Annotated in this window: 15 protein-coding genes and 1 pseudogene; 5 read left to right on the top strand and 11 right to left on the bottom strand. The window is 33.5% G+C overall.

What is annotated here, in order from left to right; all coding sequences use genetic code 11:
* Positions 1–78 precede the first annotated feature (78 nt).
* Positions 79–1677: a DUF5060 domain-containing protein gene (locus QWY92_RS18770; RefSeq protein WP_290274461.1), complete on the top strand. Its 1599-nt coding sequence runs from the start codon at positions 79–81 to the stop codon at positions 1675–1677.
* 126 nt (positions 1678–1803) lie between these two features.
* Positions 1804–2589: a 3-keto-disaccharide hydrolase gene (locus tag QWY92_RS18765; protein ID WP_290274459.1), complete on the top strand. Its 786-nt coding sequence runs from the start codon at positions 1804–1806 to the stop codon at positions 2587–2589.
* A gap of 95 nt (positions 2590–2684) precedes the next feature.
* On the opposite strand, the gene thrC is transcribed toward QWY92_RS18765, so the two are convergent.
* The 3 genes from thrC to thrA are packed head-to-tail and all read right to left on the bottom strand — an operon-like array spanning position 2685 to position 7443.
* Positions 2685–3977: a threonine synthase gene (thrC, locus tag QWY92_RS18760; protein ID WP_290274455.1), complete on the bottom strand. Its 1293-nt coding sequence runs from the start codon at positions 3975–3977 to the stop codon at positions 2685–2687.
* Between the two features lie 56 nt (positions 3978–4033).
* Positions 4034–4954, bottom strand: coding sequence for a homoserine kinase (locus QWY92_RS18755; protein WP_290274452.1), 921 nt, complete (start codon positions 4952–4954; stop codon positions 4034–4036).
* Positions 4955–4998: 44 nt separating this feature from the next.
* A complete protein-coding gene (gene thrA, locus QWY92_RS18750; RefSeq protein WP_290274448.1) occupies positions 4999–7443 on the bottom strand; it encodes a bifunctional aspartate kinase/homoserine dehydrogenase I in 2445 nt (814 codons plus the stop codon).
* Between the two features lie 343 nt (positions 7444–7786).
* Between thrA and QWY92_RS18745 the strand changes: the two genes are divergently transcribed.
* Complete coding sequence (locus QWY92_RS18745; protein WP_290274445.1) at positions 7787–9343, top strand: NAD(P)H-hydrate dehydratase; 1557 nt, start codon at positions 7787–7789, stop codon at positions 9341–9343.
* Between the two features lie 81 nt (positions 9344–9424).
* On the opposite strand, the gene QWY92_RS18740 is transcribed toward QWY92_RS18745, so the two are convergent.
* The 6 genes from QWY92_RS18740 to QWY92_RS18715 are packed head-to-tail and all read right to left on the bottom strand — an operon-like array spanning position 9425 to position 14834.
* Positions 9425–10804 (bottom strand): TlpA family protein disulfide reductase, encoded by a 1380-nt coding sequence (locus QWY92_RS18740; RefSeq protein ID WP_290274443.1) that lies wholly within the window; start codon positions 10802–10804, stop codon positions 9425–9427.
* Between the two features lie 25 nt (positions 10805–10829).
* Positions 10830–11684 carry a substrate-binding domain-containing protein gene (locus QWY92_RS18735; protein ID WP_290274442.1) on the bottom strand — a complete coding sequence of 285 codons (855 nt, stop codon included), beginning with the start codon at positions 11682–11684 and terminating at the stop codon, positions 10830–10832.
* Positions 11685–11695: 11 nt separating this feature from the next.
* On the bottom strand, positions 11696–12571 hold the full coding sequence (locus QWY92_RS18730) for a nucleoside phosphorylase (protein WP_290274439.1): 876 nt from the start codon (positions 12569–12571) through the stop codon (positions 11696–11698).
* Positions 12561–13505, bottom strand: a complete 945-nt coding sequence (locus QWY92_RS18725; RefSeq protein ID WP_290274437.1) for a DUF1835 domain-containing protein — start codon at positions 13503–13505, stop codon at positions 12561–12563. Before QWY92_RS18725 ends, QWY92_RS18730 begins: the two co-directional genes overlap by 11 nt.
* Positions 13506–13508: 3 nt before the next feature.
* Positions 13509–13838, bottom strand: coding sequence for a translation initiation factor (locus QWY92_RS18720; protein ID WP_290274435.1), 330 nt, complete (start codon positions 13836–13838; stop codon positions 13509–13511).
* A 48-nt stretch (positions 13839–13886) separates the two neighbouring features.
* Positions 13887–14834 carry an isopenicillin N synthase family dioxygenase gene (locus tag QWY92_RS18715; protein WP_290274433.1) on the bottom strand — a complete coding sequence of 316 codons (948 nt, stop codon included), beginning with the start codon at positions 14832–14834 and terminating at the stop codon, positions 13887–13889.
* Between the two features lie 130 nt (positions 14835–14964).
* On the opposite strand from QWY92_RS18715, the gene QWY92_RS18710 reads away from it, so the two are divergent.
* On the top strand, positions 14965–16956 hold the full coding sequence (locus tag QWY92_RS18710) for an alpha-ketoacid dehydrogenase subunit alpha/beta (protein ID WP_377878742.1): 1992 nt from the start codon (positions 14965–14967) through the stop codon (positions 16954–16956).
* Between the two features lie 53 nt (positions 16957–17009).
* On the opposite strand, the gene QWY92_RS18705 is transcribed toward QWY92_RS18710, so the two are convergent.
* Positions 17010–17564, bottom strand: coding sequence for an ExbD/TolR family protein (locus QWY92_RS18705; protein ID WP_290274427.1), 555 nt, complete (start codon positions 17562–17564; stop codon positions 17010–17012).
* A gap of 317 nt (positions 17565–17881) precedes the next feature.
* On the opposite strand from QWY92_RS18705, the gene QWY92_RS18700 reads away from it, so the two are divergent.
* Entirely contained in the window at positions 17882–18412 is a 531-nt protein-coding gene (locus QWY92_RS18700) for a hypothetical protein (RefSeq protein WP_290274425.1), read from the top strand.
* Positions 18413–18729: 317 nt separating this feature from the next.
* Here QWY92_RS18700 and mgrA read toward each other — a convergent pair.
* A pseudogene (mgrA, locus tag QWY92_RS18695) lies at positions 18730–19743 on the bottom strand (L-glyceraldehyde 3-phosphate reductase).
* Positions 19744–19811 lie beyond the last annotated feature (68 nt).

Here is a 19811-nt window from a genome sequence, read left to right as displayed (position 1 = left end):
TCTTTAGGCTACTCTATAGCATACTTTATTTTCTAAAATAAATAGAGTATTACAGTTCTAAATTTATCAGATATAAAAATGAAAAAGTTATTTCTATTTGCACTATTAGTTTTATTTATGCCGCACAATTCTTTTGGTCAAAAGCTTATTCAAGGTCATAAATGGGAAACGATTGATTTGTCGTTTACAACAAAAGGACATATTGAAAAACCTTTTCAAGTAGAAATATCCTGTACATTTAAAAGTCCTGATGGCTCACAATTAAATGTGCCTGGCTTTTATAACGGTAACAATGAATGGCTTGTACGTTTCAACCCAAATATAGAAGGCATTTGGACTTCCATCAGTAATGCTTCAGTAAAAAAACTAAATGGTATTAAGCATGTTATTAAAGTAGCTCCTGCAAAAAAAGGTGTTCGTGGCGGCATAAAAATTAGTAATACAGATGCTCAAAAGCTTATATACGAAGATGGTTCATCATATAACTTGGTTGCTAATGAGGTAGATTGGTTGTTTGCTTTAGATTATGGTAATCCCGATTTAACAAAAACAAAAACCTTAATTAATGCTATTTCTGCTAATGGTTTTAATCAAATTATTATGAATGTATATGCGTATGATTTGGATTGGAAACAAAGTGAGAACATTGACCCCAAGTGGGATTTTGGATCAAAAAAGGAAATATTCCCATTTTTAGGTGATAATGATAATCCGGATTACTCTGCATTAAATGTTGAATTCTTTAAGCATTACGATCGTGTCATCGAGTTACTTGAAGATCATGGCATAGTCGCACACATCATGATTTATGTTTGGAACAAAATGGTTAATTGGCCTGAAGCGAATTCTGAAGCAGATAATATGTATTTTGATTATGTGGTAAAAAGATATCAGGCTAAAAGCAACGTAATTTGGGATATTTCCAAAGAAGCCCTGCGTTATGGCTACGACGATCCTAATTACATTACCGAGCGTATAGACCGGTTAAAAAGGCTTGATGCTTACAACCGATTGGTAACTGTTCACGATTTTGATTACTGCGAGGCAAATCCCGATAAAGTAGATATTATTTCTGCCCAGTTTTGGCATTCTGACATCTATAGTAAAATGCTTAAATTAAAATCGCAATACCCAAATAAACCTATTATAAATCTTGAAAATGGTGCTTATGAAAAATGCCAGTATGATATTTTTCTTGATAGTAATTATGATAACCCAATATCAGGTATAGAAAGAAATTACAAATGTGCTTTTGCCGGAACTTACACCAGTTATTATTGGCAAGGAATGGCTTGGAATATCGTGATTTATGATCCTTTTTCTGAAGATGTAACCGTGCAACCTAAATTTGAATATTTTAAATATTTACAAGATTTTCTAGACAAAGCTAACTTTGAGAAACTCCAACCAAGTGATCGCTATAGTTCTAGCGGTTATTGTTTGGCAAATACCGAAGACGGAGAATATGTATATTATATGCCTAAAGCAAATAGTGCCATAGCTATAAAAGGTTTACCTAAATCTGAAAAATTGCAAATCCAATGGTTTAATCCACTCACAGGTGAATATACAGAACCTTACGATGTCGATTTTAAGAGTTGGTTAATATTGAATCCTGAATTTGAAGGCATTGACAACGTTATTATTGTAAAATTAGTGAATAGAATAAAAAAATAAATATATAATATGAAATCTAGTTTGAAGATAATAGTCATACCAATCACAGTTATTCTAATATGTTTTTCGATAAGCTCTTGCAATTCGAAAAAATCAAATGATAAAGAATGGGAACATCTTCTCGATATGGAACTAAGCGACTGGGACGAGTTTGTTGGAGCGCCGCACCATACCGTTGCTATTGAAGGTTGCGAAAAAGGTAACGGCATGGACGCAGGAACACCTTTAGGTTTAAACAATGATCCCTTAAACGTATTTTCAGCTATAGAAATCGATGGCGAACCTGTATTGAAAATTTCAGGAGAAATATACGGCGCAATAACCACCAAAAAGGAGTACGAAAACTATCATTTAAGCCTCATGTTTAAGTGGGGAGAAAAAAAATACAAACCTCGTTTAGATAAACCCATGGATAGCGGGATTTTGTACCATGCCATTGGGGAGCAAGGTGCCTTTTGGAACTGTTGGATGCAATCTCAAGAGTTTCAAATTCAAGAAGAAGATTGTGGAGATTATTACACTATAGCTGGTGCAGGTGCTGATATTAGAGCTATAAAGAAAGAGAATCCAGATTCTGATTGGGATATTTTCATCTATAACCCAGATAGCGATTATAAGCAGTTTAAAACAGGAGAGGACGGACGCTGCAGAAAAAGCGCCAACTACGGAAAGTTAGAAGGATGGAATCAAATTGACTTGGTTTGTATAGGCGATAAGGCCTATCATATCGTCAATGGAAAAGTAGCACTTGTTATGGAAAAATCCGTTACTTATGGTGAAGACGATATTGCTAAACCGCTTACCAAAGGAAAAATTCAACTTCAAAGTGAAGGTGCAGAAGTGTATTATAAGGATATTAAAATAAGATCTATTAGTGAATTACCAAGTCAGTTTGCAAATCAGCTAAATTAATAGTGATACTGAAATATTATATCAAAAAAAACACGCTTATCAGAAGGTTTAACCTCCGTAAGCGTGTTTTATATTTTAGGTTGAATTCTATATTATTAATTCAGTAAAAAACCTTTTAAATCTTCATAAGTTGCAATAGAAATAGCAACTTTTTTCCCTCCCATAACCGATTGTATTTGTTCAGGAAGTGGTTGTTTTTCTTTAATCACTTCTTCAACAACATCTAAAAATTTTGTTGGATGAGCGGTTTCTAAAAACACACAATGTGCGTTTGGATTTTCTTTTAAATAGGCTTTAGATCCTAAATAACCTACAGCACCATGCGGATCAGCCACATAATTACAATCGTTAAAAATCTCTAACATGGCTTCACGAGTTTCATTATCAGAAAAACTGTAAGACGATAAATTTTCTTTTAAGCCTTCAAAGTTGTTTTTATAAATTTCTTGAATACGAATAAAGTTACTAGGCGCACCAACATCCATAGCATTACTAATGGTTTGCACCGATGGTTTTGGCTCATAGGTTTCCGATTGTAAATAGCGCGTTACTACGTTATTTTCGTTGTTCGATGCTATAAAATGCTTAATTGGTAAACCCAATTGTTGCGCCATCATACCGGCACAAACGTTTCCGAAGTTTCCACTTGGCACTGAAAAAACAATGTTTTCATGCTTATTATGCAACTGTTTATAAGCAAACATAAAATAAAATAACTGCGGTAACCAACGCGCGACATTAATAGAATTGGCCGAGGTTAACTGCATTTTACTGGTTAAGCTTTCATCTAAAAAGGCCGTTTTAACCATCGCTTGGCAATCATCAAAAGTACCATCAACTTCTAAAGCTTTTATATTCTGCCCTAAAGTTGTTAATTGCATTTCTTGAATATCGCTCACTTTTCCGCTAGGATAAAGTATCACAACGTTTACACCTTTTACACCCAAAAATCCGTTAGCCACAGCGCCACCAGTATCTCCCGATGTAGCTACTAAAACGGTTACTTCATTGGTGTTTTCTTTATTGAAATAACCTAAACAACGGGCCATAAAACGCGCGCCAACATCTTTAAATGCCATGGTTGGACCATGAAACAATTCTAAAGTTGAAATGTTATCGTTTAACTGAACCACTGGAAAATCAAAAGACAAGGTTTCTTCAACAATAGTTTTTAAAACATTTTCTGGAATTTCTGGCGATACAAATTGTTTGATGGCTTCAAAAGCAATTTCAGAATAAGATAAATTATCAATATTATCAAAAAATGATTTTGGTAAAGGCGTTATACTTTCAGGAAAATACAATCCTTTATCAGGGGCTAAACCTTTTACAACAGCATCTTTAAACGATGTGTTTTCTGAATTTTTATTTAAAGAGTAGTAAATCATGTGTTATGAAAACCTGTAGAAACAGGAAACTATTTTTATTTATTTGCAATTCTTATTTAAACTATTTTAACGCCTTCGGTATTTATTTTAGAAACATGAATATCAAATGCAATACCTGTTTCAGCATAAACTAATTTTATGGCTTCTTTTACTTTATTTGCTACTTCTAAACCTTGGCTCAACGAAAATATCGAAGGTCCAGAACCAGAAATACCGCAACCTAAAGATCCTGCTTTTAATGATGCTTTTTTAACATCATCATAATGAGGAATCAATTTGCTACGATGTGGCTCCACAATAACGTCGTGTAATGAGTCTTTTAGTAAATTGTAGTCATTGGTGTGTAACGCATGGATTAAACTTCCCACGTTAGACCATTGCGTAATAGCATCAGCAAGTGCAACTTCTTTTGGAAGTACTGCACGAGATTCTGATGTTTTTATTTCAATTTGCGGATGAATGATAGTAGCATACAAATCTGTTGGCGATGGAATTTCCAAAATTTGAACGGGATTGATACTTTTAACCAGCGTAAAGCCACCAAAAAGGGCAGGAGCGAGGTTATCGGCATGTTCACATTTACTAGCAATAGCTTCACCTTTTATAGCAAATGCAGTTAGTTGTGTTTTATTGAATGGACGCCCTAAAAGTTCGTTCATACCAAAGACACTTCCAACGGCACTTGCAGCACTGCTTCCAATACCGCTTCCAGGTTTAATGTTTTTATAGATTTCAATTTCGAATCCGAAATCGACATCTATGGCGTTATACATGGCTAATGCCGAAACACCTGCAACATTTAATTCGGTTTCGAAAGGCAAATCGAAACCTTCAATTTTAGTAATAAAAATTCCTTTTTTATCGGTTTTTCTAATCACCATATCGTCGCCAACACTATCCAAACAGAATCCTAAAACATCAAATCCGCAAGATACATTGGCAACGGTTGCCGGTGAAAATATTTTTATTTCATTCATCAATATTATATTTTTATTTCTTAAAAAAGGAAAATTAATAGGTTTTAATTATTTCCAATTCTAATAATATCAGCAAACAAACCAGAAGCAGTAACATCGGCTCCAGCACCGGCACCTTTAATAATCATCGGTTGTTTTGGGTAACGTTGTGTGTAAAACATCACAATATTATCGCTACCTTCTAAATTATAAAAAGGATGACCTTCAGGAATTTCTTCTAAGCCAACGCTTGCTTTTCCATCGTTAAATTGGGCTACATATTTTAGCTGGCAATTGTTCGCTTTCGCGGAAGCGTATAGGCTTTGATAATGCGCTTCGTCTTTAATTAATGTCTCGTAGAAATCGTTTACAGAACCACTTTTTAGTCCTGCTTCCGACAAGAAAGATGCGTTTTCAATATCTTCTAAATTCATTTCAACACCGCTTTCTCTAGCAAGAATTAAAATTTTACGAGCAACGTCTACACCACTTAAATCTATTCTTGGATCAGGCTCTGTATAGCCTTCAGCACCAGCTTGTTTTACAACATCGTAAAACTTAGTTTCATCTGTAAAGTTATTAAACACAAAGTTTAAACTCCCTGATAATACCGCTTGAATAGAGTTTACTTTATCCCCTGAAGCCATTAGATTTCCTAACGTATCAATAATTGGTAAACCTGCACCAACATTGGTTTCAAATAAATACGGTGCGTTATATTTTAGAGATAATTCTTTAAGTAATTTATAGTTTTTAAAATCGCTAGAACAAGCTATTTTATTACAAGCAACCACACCAATACTTTGACGTAAATAATCGGCATATAAATTAGCAACATCAGCATTTGCTGTAACATCAACAAAAATACTGTTACGTAAATTCAGGTTTTTAGTGTTTTCAAAGAAACCTTTTAAACTTGCTGTTTCACCAGAATCTAAAAGTGTTTTCCAATTTTTTAAATCGATACCTTCTTCATTAAAAATCATTTTTCTGGAATTTGATAATCCAGCAACACGAAGGTTAATTTTAAGATTTTCTTTTAGATATTTCTTTTGTTGTTTTATTTGTTCCACTAAACGCTCACCAACATTTCCAACACCTGTGATAAACACATTAAGTTGTTTTGTTTTCGATTCGAAAAACTGTTCATGTAACGTATTTAAAGCCTTTTTAACATCTGATTCTGCGATGACTGCAGAAATATTTTTTTCTGAAGCGCCTTGAGCAATCGCTCTAATATTGATATTGTTTTTTCCTAAAGTACTAAACATTTTACCGCTAATACCTTGGTGATTTTTCATGTTATCGCCAACCAAAGCAATAATAGACAGATTGGTTTCAACAATAATAGGATCTATTTTTTGAAGTGCAATTTCGTTTTCAAAAGCAAAATCGATAGCCACTCTAGCACGTTCGGCTTCCTTATCATCAATCCCTAAACAAATAGAATGTTCTGACGAGGCTTGAGTAATCATTATAATATTGATTTTTTCCTGAGAAAGCGTTTCAAACAAACGTTTAGAAAATCCTGGTATGCCAACCATGCCGCTACCTTGCAAAGTTAATAAAGCAATATTGCTAATATTACTAATACCTTTTACAGGTGTTACTTCTTCAACAACATCGTTAGAGATTATAGTGCCCACAGCTTCTGGTTCCATCGTGTTTTTAATATGAATAGGAATGCCTAAACTTAACACAGGTTGAACCGTTGGTGGATATAGTACTTTTGCACCAAAATGCGATAATTCCATCGCTTCTTGGTAAGATATTTTTGAAATAGGGTAGGCTTGTTTAACCAGTTTTGGATTGGTTGTAAACATACCGCTAACGTCTGTCCAAATCTCTAATTGATCCACTTTTAAAGCTGCAGCAACAATGGCAGCTGTAAAATCTGATCCGCCACGGCCAAGTGTGGTTTGCTCGCCTAATTTAGACTTAGAAACAAAACCAGGTAAAATAGTAATGTTTTGCGATGCGGATTTAAAGTAATCTTGAATATTCGCGTTAGTTACTTTAAAATCGACTTCGGCTCTTGTGAAATTAGAGTTGGTGATAATAATATCTTGAGAGTTTTTACGTTCCGCAGAAATCCCTCTATTTTTCATGGTTTCGGCAATAATATAAGAAGATAACTTCTCACCAAAACTCACAAGTTTATCTGAAGTTTTAGGCGATAATTCATTAATTAAGTAAATACCGTTTAATAAATCTTCTAAAGCCGTAAACTCATTGTCAACATGTTTTGTAATGTTTTCACCATTACCTAAATTTAATTCATTGATAATTCCGAAGTGAATATCTTTAATTAAATTAAGTGTGTCTTTATAAGCTAGTTCTTTGTTTTGAGCTTGTTTTCCTGTTAAAAGTAATTTATCTGTAATACCACCAACTGCGGAAACTACACAAACTACGGCATCGGTTTTGCCATAGTTTTCTAAAATATCGATAACTTTATTTATGTTTTCTGAAGAGCCTACAGAGGTTCCACCAAATTTTAAAACTTTCATGTTTTAATGAATTGAAAAATTAAAAAAAATACTTGAATTTTCGCGATTTATGTTATCGCAAATATAGCCTGAAGAATATATAACTAGTAACCCCAAAGGGTTGTAATATTTGTAGTTGTACCAAAAACAGTTACTGTTCCTTTTGTAGAAAAAGAAATAGTTGTATTTGTATTTTGGTTGAATTGATTCATTATTGTTATATAATACCCTTCAAAAGTATTACTTTTAGGCTTATAAAAAAACTAAAATATATTTTTTACAGAATTCTTATGTAGAATCGAATTTCATAAAAATAAAACGACAAACTTTAATAAGAATTGAAAAATCAATAATAATAAAATTAATGAAGTTATTTTCTAAAGAACAAATTTACGCTGGCGACAAAATTACTAGTGAAAAACAACAAATTTCGTCTACCGATTTAATGGAACGTGCAGGAAGTCAAATTTTTAATTGGATTGATTTACGAATGCAAGGTGCTCAAGTCCCAATACATGTGTTTTGTGGTATTGGTAATAATGGGGGAGATGGTTTAGTTTTAGCGCGTCAACTTATTTTAGCAGGTTATAATGTAAATACGTTTGTGGTAAATTGTAGTGATAAGCGTTCAAAAGACTTTTTAGTTAATTATGACCGCATTAAAAATGTTACTAAAAATTGGCCAACACTTTTGAGGTGTGCAGAAGATTTTCCTGTAATTCAACCCGAAGATATTATTGTAGATGCTGTTTTTGGTATAGGGTTAAACCGGCCTGTTGATGAGTGCGTTAAAAACTTATTTATTCATTTTAGAACGAGTAAAGCGTTTACATTATCGATAGATATTCCATCAGGCTTATACACAGATAAAGCGGTAACCGATGAAGATGGTGTGGTGCATGCTGGGTATACTTTAAGTTTTGCATCACCTAAATTAGTATTCTTTTTACCCGAAACAGCCAAATATACGGTGCAATGGGAGGTTCTAGACATAGGTTTAGATCAAGAATTTTTACAAACTACACAAACCGAAGCGCAATTAATTGGCAAACATGAAGTATTGCCAAATTATATTCAACGAGGAAAATTTTCGCATAAAGGAGAGTTTGGCCACGCCTTGATTATTGGGGGAAGTTATGGTAAAATGGGTGCCGTTACTTTAGCCAGTAAAGCGGCATTATCAGCCGGAGCAGGATTAGTTACAGCATATATTCCGAAGTGTGGTTATCAAATTTTGCAAACGGCATTGCCAGAAGCTATGGTAATAACGGATGTGAATAAGGAAAAAATAACAGCTATCGATTTTGACATAACACCTACCGTTATTGGTTTTGGTATAGGGATTGGTACTGATGAAAAAACACTAAAAGCATTCAAATCGTTTCTGAAATCTAATAAATCACCATTAGTTATTGATGCAGATGGTATTAATATGTTGGCTAAAAAGCAGGATTTACTAAAACTATTACCTGCAGAAACGGTTTTAACGCCGCATCCAAAAGAACTAGAACGTTTAATTGGTACTTGGGAAAATGATTTTAATAAGCTAGAAAAAGTAAAGGCATTTTCGAATACCTATAAAGTGATTGTAGTGATTAAAGGAGCCAATAGCATTACCGTTTTTGATGATACACTTTATGTAAACACAACAGGAAACCCGGGATTAGCTACCGCTGGCAGTGGAGATACTTTAACCGGAATTATAACAGGTTTAATTGCGCAGGGTTATCATCCTGTTGTAGCTTCTATTTTTGGTGTGTATTTACACGGAAAAGCTGCCGATATTGCTGTTGAAAATTATGGTTACCAAAGTTTATTAGCGAGCCATATTATAGATTATTTAGGTGAAGCGTTTATCGATTTATTTAAAGAGCCAGAACAACAACAGGTTGCACAAGCAGAGGAGGAGCCGCAAAAATAATACTCAAAATAAAAGATATAAAATTAAAAAGCCACGATAATCGTGGCTTTTTAATTTTTAATGATATAGATTTTATATGAATTAAATATTTAGTGAATTAAACAAAGTAATTACTTGTGAACTTGATGGGCGCGGTGCATCGGTTTGAACAATATCTCCTTTTGGATCTATAAGTATAAATCTAGGGATACTTTCAATTTTATAATCTATAACAAATTGAGAACCTCCAGAGTTATCACTAAATAACTGAATACCGGTTAGGTTTTTACCAGCAACCATTTCTTTCCACGTTTTAAAATCTGATTCTTGATCTATAGAAATACTGACAAACTCAATGTTTTTACCATGATATTGTTTTTCCAATTTTTTAAGCGATGGAATCTCTCTTATGCAAGGTCCACACCATGTTGCCCAAACATCAATATAAACGTACTTTCCTTTTAAATCGTCTAACGAAGTTGTTCCTCCTGCAAAATTTCTATAATTAATAAATTTTGGAGATGGTTTTCCTGCCTTTAAACCTGTAAGGTTATTATACTTTTGAATAATAACATCGTTGTTATGTTCATTTGTAGAATGATCTAAAAATAGATTATACAATGCTTCAATATCCGAACTTGTATCCATATAGGCGTTAGCGAAATCGAACAAAACGCTATTTTTAATCGTTTGATTCTTTATAGAAGCCGCTGTTTTTATGGCTGCTATATCTTTAGCAATGTTGTCTTTTTTGGATAATTCATTCGAAATATCAGAAAAATGAGTCATTAGAATATTTTTATAACTATTAGAAAACTTAAAATCTTCTTCATTGTTATAATCAAAATCAGCCATCTCAACTAAAAACGTATCATCGACTTCAAAAGCTTTGTTTTTAGTGAAATAAACATGTGCTTTTTCATAGCGTAAAAGCCAATTGAAATATTCGTAGGTAATGTTACGTTTATCTTTTTCAGCAAAACCAACTGGAAGATTTTTCGAGTTAGTAAGAAGTTCTTCTTGTTGCTTTTTTATACTGACAAGTTTTGATTTATACTCGGATTGATTCAAGCTAAAAGTTTCCTGCGGACTTCCTATAGCATTAGAGAATATTTTTGTTTTTTCTAATAAATATATACTCGCGGAAGCACCTTTCCCTGAAATTGCAACAGTATTCAAATAATCTTTTTTATCCAAAGAAATATGTAAACTATCGCCTGGTGTTACGTGTAAAAGTAAAGCCTGTTGCGGCCCCGTATAAAGCGTGTATAATTCTGAGTCGGTGCGAAGAGTATCCCTAAAAACACCATCTGCGGAAACATTAATGGTGAACTTATTTGCGGCGTCATTACCTTTTACTAAAGATAATTTACTAGCATTATTATTAGTTATTTTACCAGTAATTATAGCAAAATCTTTATCTGAATTTGAATTACAGGCCATAATAAATAGGGCAAGCAAAGCATAAAGTCCTTTTTTCATTTTTAAGAAATATTTAATCTGTAGATTATAATTTGTGAGTTAACCTGTTATAATCTATAATTTCAGGAATGATGTTTAATGCAAAAAGTTCTTTTTGTACATGATCTAAAGTCTCTTTATCTATTAACTCTTGAGACCATTCCGTAATACTTAACCATTCTTGAACATCTTCTATTTGCTGCTCATAGCGGTTAGCAATAGTTTTATCTATACTCGGAATGTCTTTAAATTCAGCAGTTGTATTATTAACAATATTCAAAATAGACTTTAATGTTTCAGGATTATTTTCAATAAAATCTTCACGAACGGCAATCACAAAACACGGCCATGGCGAAGGACAATTATCTATACGTCTAAAAACACCTGAATCAACCAATGGTTTGGTGGTGAATTTTTCCCATAAAAAATAATCACCTTTTCCACTTGTAAGACCTTCTACAGCTCCATCGAGGTTTTTTATAACTTCAAAATCTAAATCTTTTTCTAAATCCCAATCGTGATTTTGTGCATTTATATAAGCCATTAAATGCGAGCCAGAACCAAACCGACTAATAGCGGCTTTGGTACCTTTTAAATCGGCAACGGTTTTATACGTTGAATTTTGAGCCACGTGAACGCCCCAATTTAATGGTGTTTGCACAAAAGTTTGCACAATTTTACTTGGGTTACCTTCAATAATATCCTTTACAATACCTTCGGTTAGTATTACGGCAATATCAATATCACCATCGCGCAAAGCCTTACACATAGCACCTGTACCACCGTAATAATCATGCCAACGCAAGTTGATGTTTTCGTCTTTATACTCCCCGTTTTTCAGTGTTAAATACCAAGCTAAATTAAAATGCTCTGGCACACCACCTATATTTACTTTTTTCATTTGTTAAACTGCTACTCGGCTATTTTATTAAGCGCGAATTGAATTAAATTATTAACTATACCTTCCGGATTTTCACTAAACGTACCATTTGCGCGATTGGCTATAATAGCGTTTAAGGATACCGCTCGATGCCCTAACAACTTTGATAAGCCATAAATGGCCGATGTTTCCATTTCTAAATTTGTTATTCTGAAATCTTTAAATTTGAAAGTATCAATTTTATTATTTACGTCAGCATCTTGAAGCGCCAAACGTAGTACACGACCTTGTGGACCATAAAAACCGTTTGCGGTTACTGTAATACCTTTGAATATTTTTTGAGCACCTACTGTAAATTTTTCAGCTAAACTACTACTGTTTTCAATAATAATTGGTCTAGACTTATTTTGATGCCAATCGCTATGTTTTATAAATGCATCTTCAATCTCAGGATGCGAAATGTTTTCAATTTGATAGGAGTGAAGTGTACCATTAATATCCATACCATGCGAGCTTAATAAAAATGAATCTACGGGAATATCAGCCTGTAAAGACCCCGAAGTACCAATTCTAATAATATCAAGACTCACTAGGTTTGCGTTAATTTCTCTAGTTTCCAAATTGATATTCACTAAAGCATCCAATTCGTTTAAAACAATATCAATATTATCAGACCCAATACCTGTTGAAATAACAGTAATACGTTTGCCTTTATAATGTCCTGTTTGAGTTTTAAATTCACGTTTATGTGTTTCGAATTCAATGCTATCAAAATGTTCTGTAATTTTACTAACACGATCAGGATCGCCAACAAAAATAATGGTATTTGCTAAATTTTCGGGTTTTAAATTTAGATGATAAACACTACCATCTGGATTTAAAATAAGTTCAGATTCTTTAATTGGCATCAGAGATCGTTTTAATAAGTTTGTTTTCAGATTTACTAAAGTAGAAATCATATTTTTTAATACCACCAAAATACATATTACTGTCTATTTGACTTGAAAAATTATGACCGCCTAAAAGGGCTTCATGGCCATCTCTATTTAACGTAATACTGCTTTTTTCTTCAGTTAAAAACAAACTTAATTTATTAATAGTTCTAGAAAGTTGTAAGTCATTATAACCGTAGTACCCCTGATAATTTAAGGCATATCCTAATAAGTGGTTTTTCGATTTTATATTATAATCTTTTACTATTTTTAAAATATTACGTTCTAAAATATTGAGTCCATTTATTGAATCTGGAAAACGTTCTAAATGCGCTTTTAAGCAGTTGCTTAAATATTTAAAATTAGACGGTTTTACAATAATAGGTTTTAATAAATTATGATCTTTACCACAGTAAATACCCCAAACGGTTGTTGCCATATCAATATCCGCATCATTTAAATATACTTTATTTTTATAATGACTTTGAAGTTGCGACCCATTTAATTCTGAAAAAGTAGATAAGTTTTTACTTCCTGGAGTTCTACCACTACAAACTAGCGACATTGGTAGTTTTATCTTTTTCTGATGAATTAAGCTAATAACAGCAACCATATTAATGTGGCAGTATAAATGATAATCAAACCAAAGGACAATTTCTGAATACCTGTTTTTAGCTTCATTTAATTGTTCTAAAGCTTGTTCTACTTTACTTAAGTCTAAATCGATATCGTAGAAGTCGCTTAAAAACTCACTACGCAATTTTACTGATTCATCGGATATAATATGTTCTGTAGTTCTGCCTTCGCAAAACATTTCTTGCCATGTAAATTGTGCACCAGGAATCTCTAATTCCTTTAAACGAGATGATAGGTTTCCACCATTCGTAATATGTAAAATTTGTTTTTCCATAAATTAACCTCCAACACGTTTTACATTAAACCCTTTAGCTTTTAGCATAGCCATTATTTTATCTCGGTAATCGCCTTGAATTATAATTTTATCATCCTTAAAACTTCCACCAACACTCAATGTTGTTTTAATTTCTTTAGCTAAAATCTTGAAATCTTCGGTAGCACCTGTATAACCATCCAATATGGTTATGGGTTTTCCTTTCCGTTTTTCGTATTTGCAAAGTATAGGGTCATCTTGCATCCAAATACCACCTGCAGCATCTGCTGTTTCTGGTTTTTCTTCTTCAATATGATCGGGGAATAAGTTTTTTAGTTGATCTTGTAAATCCATGGTTTAAAAGGGTGTCTCTGCTTAAAATAACGTTGACTTTTTACGGGGTTATTTTTTAAGACCTAATTCAATTAAACGTTCGTTTAAAAACTCTCCAGCCGTGATATCCTCAAATTTTTTCGGATTATTTTCATCAATACAACCTTCTAAAACATCTAATTTCATGGCGCTTATTGGATGCATAAAAAATGGAATAGAATAACGTGATGTTCCCCATAATTCTTTTGGAGGGTTTACAACACGATGGATAGTAGATTTTAATTTATTATTAGTGTGTCGCGAAAGCATATCTCCAACATTTATCATTAATTCATCAGCTTCGGCAATGGCATCAATCCATTCCCCTTTATGGTTTTGCACTTGTAAACCACGACCTTGAGCTCCCATTAACAAAGTAATCAAATTAATATCACCATGAGCCGCTGCACGAACCGCTTCTTTAGGTTCTTCTTGTATTGGCGGGTAATGTATAGGTCTTAAAATGGAATTTCCATTATGAATATAATCATCAAAATAAGTTTCTTCTAAATTTAAATGTAAAGCCAAAGCACGCAATACATATTTAGCCGTTTTTTCTAACATGCGGTAAGTTTCTTTCCCAACCTCGTTAAATTCAGCAAGCTCATTAACCGTAACATTCTCTGGATATTCAGCTTTTAATTCGTCATTATCTTCAACATATTGTCCAAAATGCCAAAACTCCTTTAAATCACCTTCTTTTTTACCTTTTGCGCTTTCCTTTCCGAAAGACACATAGCCACGTTGCCCGCCAATTCCAGGGATTTCATATTTCCTTTTGGTTTCAATTGGTAAGTTGAAAAAGTTTTTCACTTCTCCATATAAATTTTCAACTAAAGCATCATCCAAAAAATGACCTTTAAGTGCCACAAAGCCAATATCTTCATAAGCTTTGCCAATGGCATCTACAAATTGCTGCTTTTTTTCGGCATCGCCCGAAGTAAAATCTTTTAAATTAACACTTGGTATAATATTCATTATGAAATAATTTTAGTCAATGTATTACAAATGTACAAAAACATTGGAGAGTTTTATAAGTCGTTTTTTTTATTAACGATTTACACCTTTGCACACATTTATACTATATTTGAGAGACTAATATTTTTTTATGGGCACGACAAATTTTAATTATCAAACGGAAAATTTGGATAACAGCTTACTTTTAGAGTTGTACAAAAACATGCTAAAACCTAGGTTAATCGAGGAGAAGATGCTGGTTTTGTTGCGTCAGGGAAAAATTAGTAAATGGTTTTCTGGAATTGGACAAGAAGCTATTTCCGTGGGCGTAACCATGGCTTTAAATACTTCGGAATACATCCTGCCAATGCACCGAAACTTAGGCGTATTTACCACCAGAAATATTCCACTAAATCGCTTATTTGCACAATGGCAAGGCAAGAAATCGGGTTTTACAAAAGGACGCGATCGTTCGTTTCACTTTGGAACACAAGAATTTAAAATCATTGGAATGATTTCGCATTTAGGTCCACAATTAGGTGTTGCCGATGGTATTGCTTTGGTGTCTAAACTGAAAGATAAAAATGAAGTTACCGCTGTTTTTACAGGAGAGGGTGGCACAAGTGAAGGTGATTTCCATGAAGCTTTAAATGTAGCATCTGTTTGGCAATTACCCGTTTTATTTTGTGTTGAAAACAATGGTTATGGTTTATCTACACCAACATCTGAACAATATTATTGTGAACATATTGCCGATCGTGGAAAAGGTTATGGCATGGAGTCGCATATTATTGACGGAAATAATGTGGTTGAAGTTTACACCAAAATGCATGAAATAACAAAAAGTGTACGACTAAATCCTCGTCCTGTTTTAATAGAATTTAAAACTTTTAGAATACGCGGGCATGAAGAGGCGAGTGGCACCAAATATGTTCCAGAAACACTCATGGAAACTTGGTCAAAAAAAGATCCCATCGCAAATTTTGAAGTGTTTTTGAAAGAAAAAAATATTTTACATGAAGCTGAAAAAACAGTTATTATCGATGAAATTTCTAATGAAATAAATGATAATTTAGAGATTGCGTTTAATGAAAACGAAGTAAACTCAACTAAAACTGAAGAATTAAATGATGTATTTCAAATTAAAGAATATCAATTAGTTGAAGAAAGTGAATTTACAGAAAACATTCGTTTTATTGATGCCATTTCCGATGGTTTAAAACAAAGCATGAAACGTTATGATGATTTAGTTATCATGGGACAAGATATTGCTGAATATGGAGGCGCTTTTAAAATAACCAATGGTTTTGTTGATGTCTTTGGAAAAGACAGAATTAGGAATACACCCATTTGTGAATCAGCCATAATTGAAACCGCCATGGGTTTGTCAATTGCAGGTATTAAAAGCGTTGTAGAAATGCAATTTGCTGATTTTGTAAGCTCCGGATTTAGCCCTGTGGTAAACCTATTGGCAAAATCGTTTTACAGATGGAATCAAAATGCCGATGTGGTTATCAGAATGCCTTGCGGCGGCGATGTGGGCGCAGGGCCGTTTCATTCACAAACCAACGAAGCTTGGTTTACAAAAACTCCTGGTTTAAAAGTGGTATATCCCGCGTTTCCTTATGACGCCAAAGGTTTATTAGCAACAGCTATTAATGACCCAAATCCGGTATTGTTTTTTGAACATAAAGCCTTGTATAGAAGTATTCGACAAGAAGTTCCTGTAGATTATTATACGCTTCCGCTAGGAAAAGCTTCTATAATTAAATCAGGAGATAAAATTACCATTATTAGCTACGGAGCAGCCCTTCATTGGGTATTGAAAACATTAGAAAAACATCCTGAAATTTCTGCCGATGTTATCGATTTACGCACGCTCTGCCCGTTGGATACCGAAACTATTTTCAATTCTGTTAAAAACACAGGTAAAGCCATTATTTTACAAGAAGATTCGTTGTTTGGTGGTGTAGCAAGTGATATTTCAGCCTTAATTATGGAGCAGTGTTTTGAGTATTTGGATGCGCCCGTAAAGCGTGTGGCGAGTATGGAAACACCTATTCCGTTTGCAAAAATATTAGAAGACCAATATTTACCAAAAAGCCGCTTTGAAGAAGAACTAATTAAGCTAATAAATTACTAAGTTCCTTTTTTGCCGAAAAGAAACTTAGTAAAATAATTTTTCAGAAGAAATCTTTATTTAGTTTCCGCTTCCGACAAGATAAAAGGATATGCATTTTTAACTTGTTTTAAATCTGCTTTTGTTAAATTATCAACCGATTTCTGAAGCACTTTTGCGGCATAATTATGTCTTAATTCAAAATAAGCTTTAGATAGTTCGTTTTGCACAGCAACAAATTGTTTATAGGTGGTAAGCTTTCCATTTTGCAATGAAACCACAGCTTTCTTTGGATTATCCGAAGCTTCCGGATTCTTTTCGCCGTAGCAATAGTTACAAGAACCATCACCATTATTATCAATAAAGGCTTTAGTTATGTTTTTCAATTGATCCAAAGAAACCAATTCATCTTCAACCATAATCGCGTCTTCATTATTAATAACGACGCGCAAAATGTTACGCTCCTGTTTTATGCTTTCGCAATCCCCAGTAGGGCAATCACTTGGTAAAACACGGTTAATTCCGGTGTCGGAAGAAATTGTAGCGGTTACCAAAAAGAAAATTAGAAGTAAAAAAGCAATGTCGGCCATGGATCCCGCATTGACCTCAGGAATAAGTTTTGAATGTCTCATAATTAACTGATTTTTAAAATGTTATTATAAATTATGATTCACAAAAATAATACCAAAAAGTAACGTTGTTTATTGTTTAAATTCATTTAGGAACGGTTATTGTATTAATCTTTTCCTAAATAAGGCGGGCTATAATTGCGTTTTAAATGATAACAATTATCTTTGAAATCTAATTATACTAGTTCTTTATTAAGTATTTATAATTAAAAAGCGCTTAACAACCAATGAAGTTTCATTTTTCATTTTTTATATTTTTTGTATGCACTATATCTAGTTTTGCACAAATAGACAGCAGGAATAAATCAATACCTTTTCCTGTGATTGAAAGTGTAAAGGATACTTTAAAGGCGGAAATACCGAAACCTTCAACACCTATTGAAGCTGAAACGAAACCTTTAAACGGGATGAACGCACCTAGAGTTTCAACCGATTTAAATTTCCCTAAAAAGGAACTTTCAATGTTTCCGGAGGAAGAATTTGGAAACCCTGGAGAGTTATTTACCAAAAATTTAGACCGACAAGCTAAAGCCGTTTTGCCTGATGGTCATGGAGAAAACAGCGGTTTAAAAGAAGATGCCTTTTGGGGAGATTACCATACAAAATCATTATATATCGAAATTAAGTGTCGAGATTATAGCGCTGTGGATGGCGATTTACTACGTATTTTTGTAAATGGCGATGTTGTTCGATCTAATGTTTACTTAGGAAGGGCTTTTAGTACCTATAGATTGAAGCTGTTAGAAGGCGCTAATAAAATTGCTTTTTATGCAATTAACACCGGTTCTTCTGGGTCCGAATACGGCAGAATACCGCATAGTGGACGAAACAGGTGCTGTAATAGCCAATAAAGTTTGGGCTCTAGAAAAAGGCGTAAAAGTAACGGTTGTTGTCGTGAAGGATTAAATTTCTTCTTCCTTTACCATACTTAATTCTTTTTAATATGTTTTATATAAGTGAAGGAACATAGCTGCTATCTCTAAGATTCCGATTATAATCATAACTATAGCGAAACTTTTGTAATTTGAATACACTAGAAAAAGTAAACCCACCACAATCGAAACAATACTAAGACTTTCTGTAAAAAGATATAAAGTTTTTAACTATTTAAAAATCGATAATCTAATTCATGGGTATATTATTTAATTTGTACCGCTGTCGTTAGAGTTTAAGACAATACACGCTCAATTTGCTCTAATTCTTCACTAGTAAATTCTAAATAATCTAAAGCTTTCACGTTTTCTTTTAACTGACTAGAAGAACTTGCTCCAACCAACACCGAAGCGACTTGTTTTTGTCTCAAAATCCATGAGATGGCCATTTGCGATAATTTTTGACCACGATTGTTGGCAATTTCAGCGAGTTGCTGCACTTTTTCAATGTTCTCATTTACGGTTTCAGTATTTAAATACGTTAAGTTTTTACCGGCTCTAGAATCTTTTGGAATACCATCCAAATACTTATCAGTAAGCATGCCTTGTGCTAAAGGAGAAAAAGCAATACAGCCTACGCCATTATCTTCTAAAGTATTTAATAGTCCATCTTCAACCCAACGATCCAACATGGAATATCGTGCTTGATGCAAAATAAAAGGTACATTATATTCGCGTAACAATTCGGCTGCTTTTTTGGGTTTCAGCAGGCTGATAATTTGAAATTCCAACATACAACGCTTTACCTTGTCTAACTATATCTGCAAGCGCTCCCATTGTTTCTTCTAAGGGCGTATCAGGATCTGGACGGTGATGATAAAAAACATCAACATATTCCAAATTCATACGTTTTAAACTCTGATCAATACTTGAAATTAAATATTTCCTTGAACCTAAATTTCCGATGGTCCAGGCCACATATCAAAGCCCGCTTTGGTAGCTATAAACATTTCATCTCTATAACTTTTGAAATCATTTTTAAAAATAGTTCCAAAATTTTCTTCCGCAGAACCATAAGGAGGTCCGTAATTATTGGCTAAATCAAAATGTGTAATACCTAAATCGAAAGCACATCGCAAAATATCTCTAGCATTTTGAATATTATCTACAAAACCAAAATTATGCCATAACCCTAATGAAATAGCGGGTAGGAGCACACCACTTTTTCCAGACCGCTTGTAGGTCATCTCGTTATAGCGTTTCGGTGATGCTTGGTAATTTGTTAGGCCACTCTTATCGTTTATCTGCATAATAGAAATTATAAAAAACCAAATGTATTAATTTGTTTTGATTTATGGCGACGTAAAACCATCCGAAT

Source organism: Algibacter miyuki (assembly GCF_030409805.1).
In the GTDB taxonomy this organism is placed as follows: Bacteria; Bacteroidota; Bacteroidia; order Flavobacteriales; family Flavobacteriaceae; genus Algibacter; species Algibacter miyuki.
This window is presented reverse-complemented; position numbering and strand designations above follow the sequence as displayed.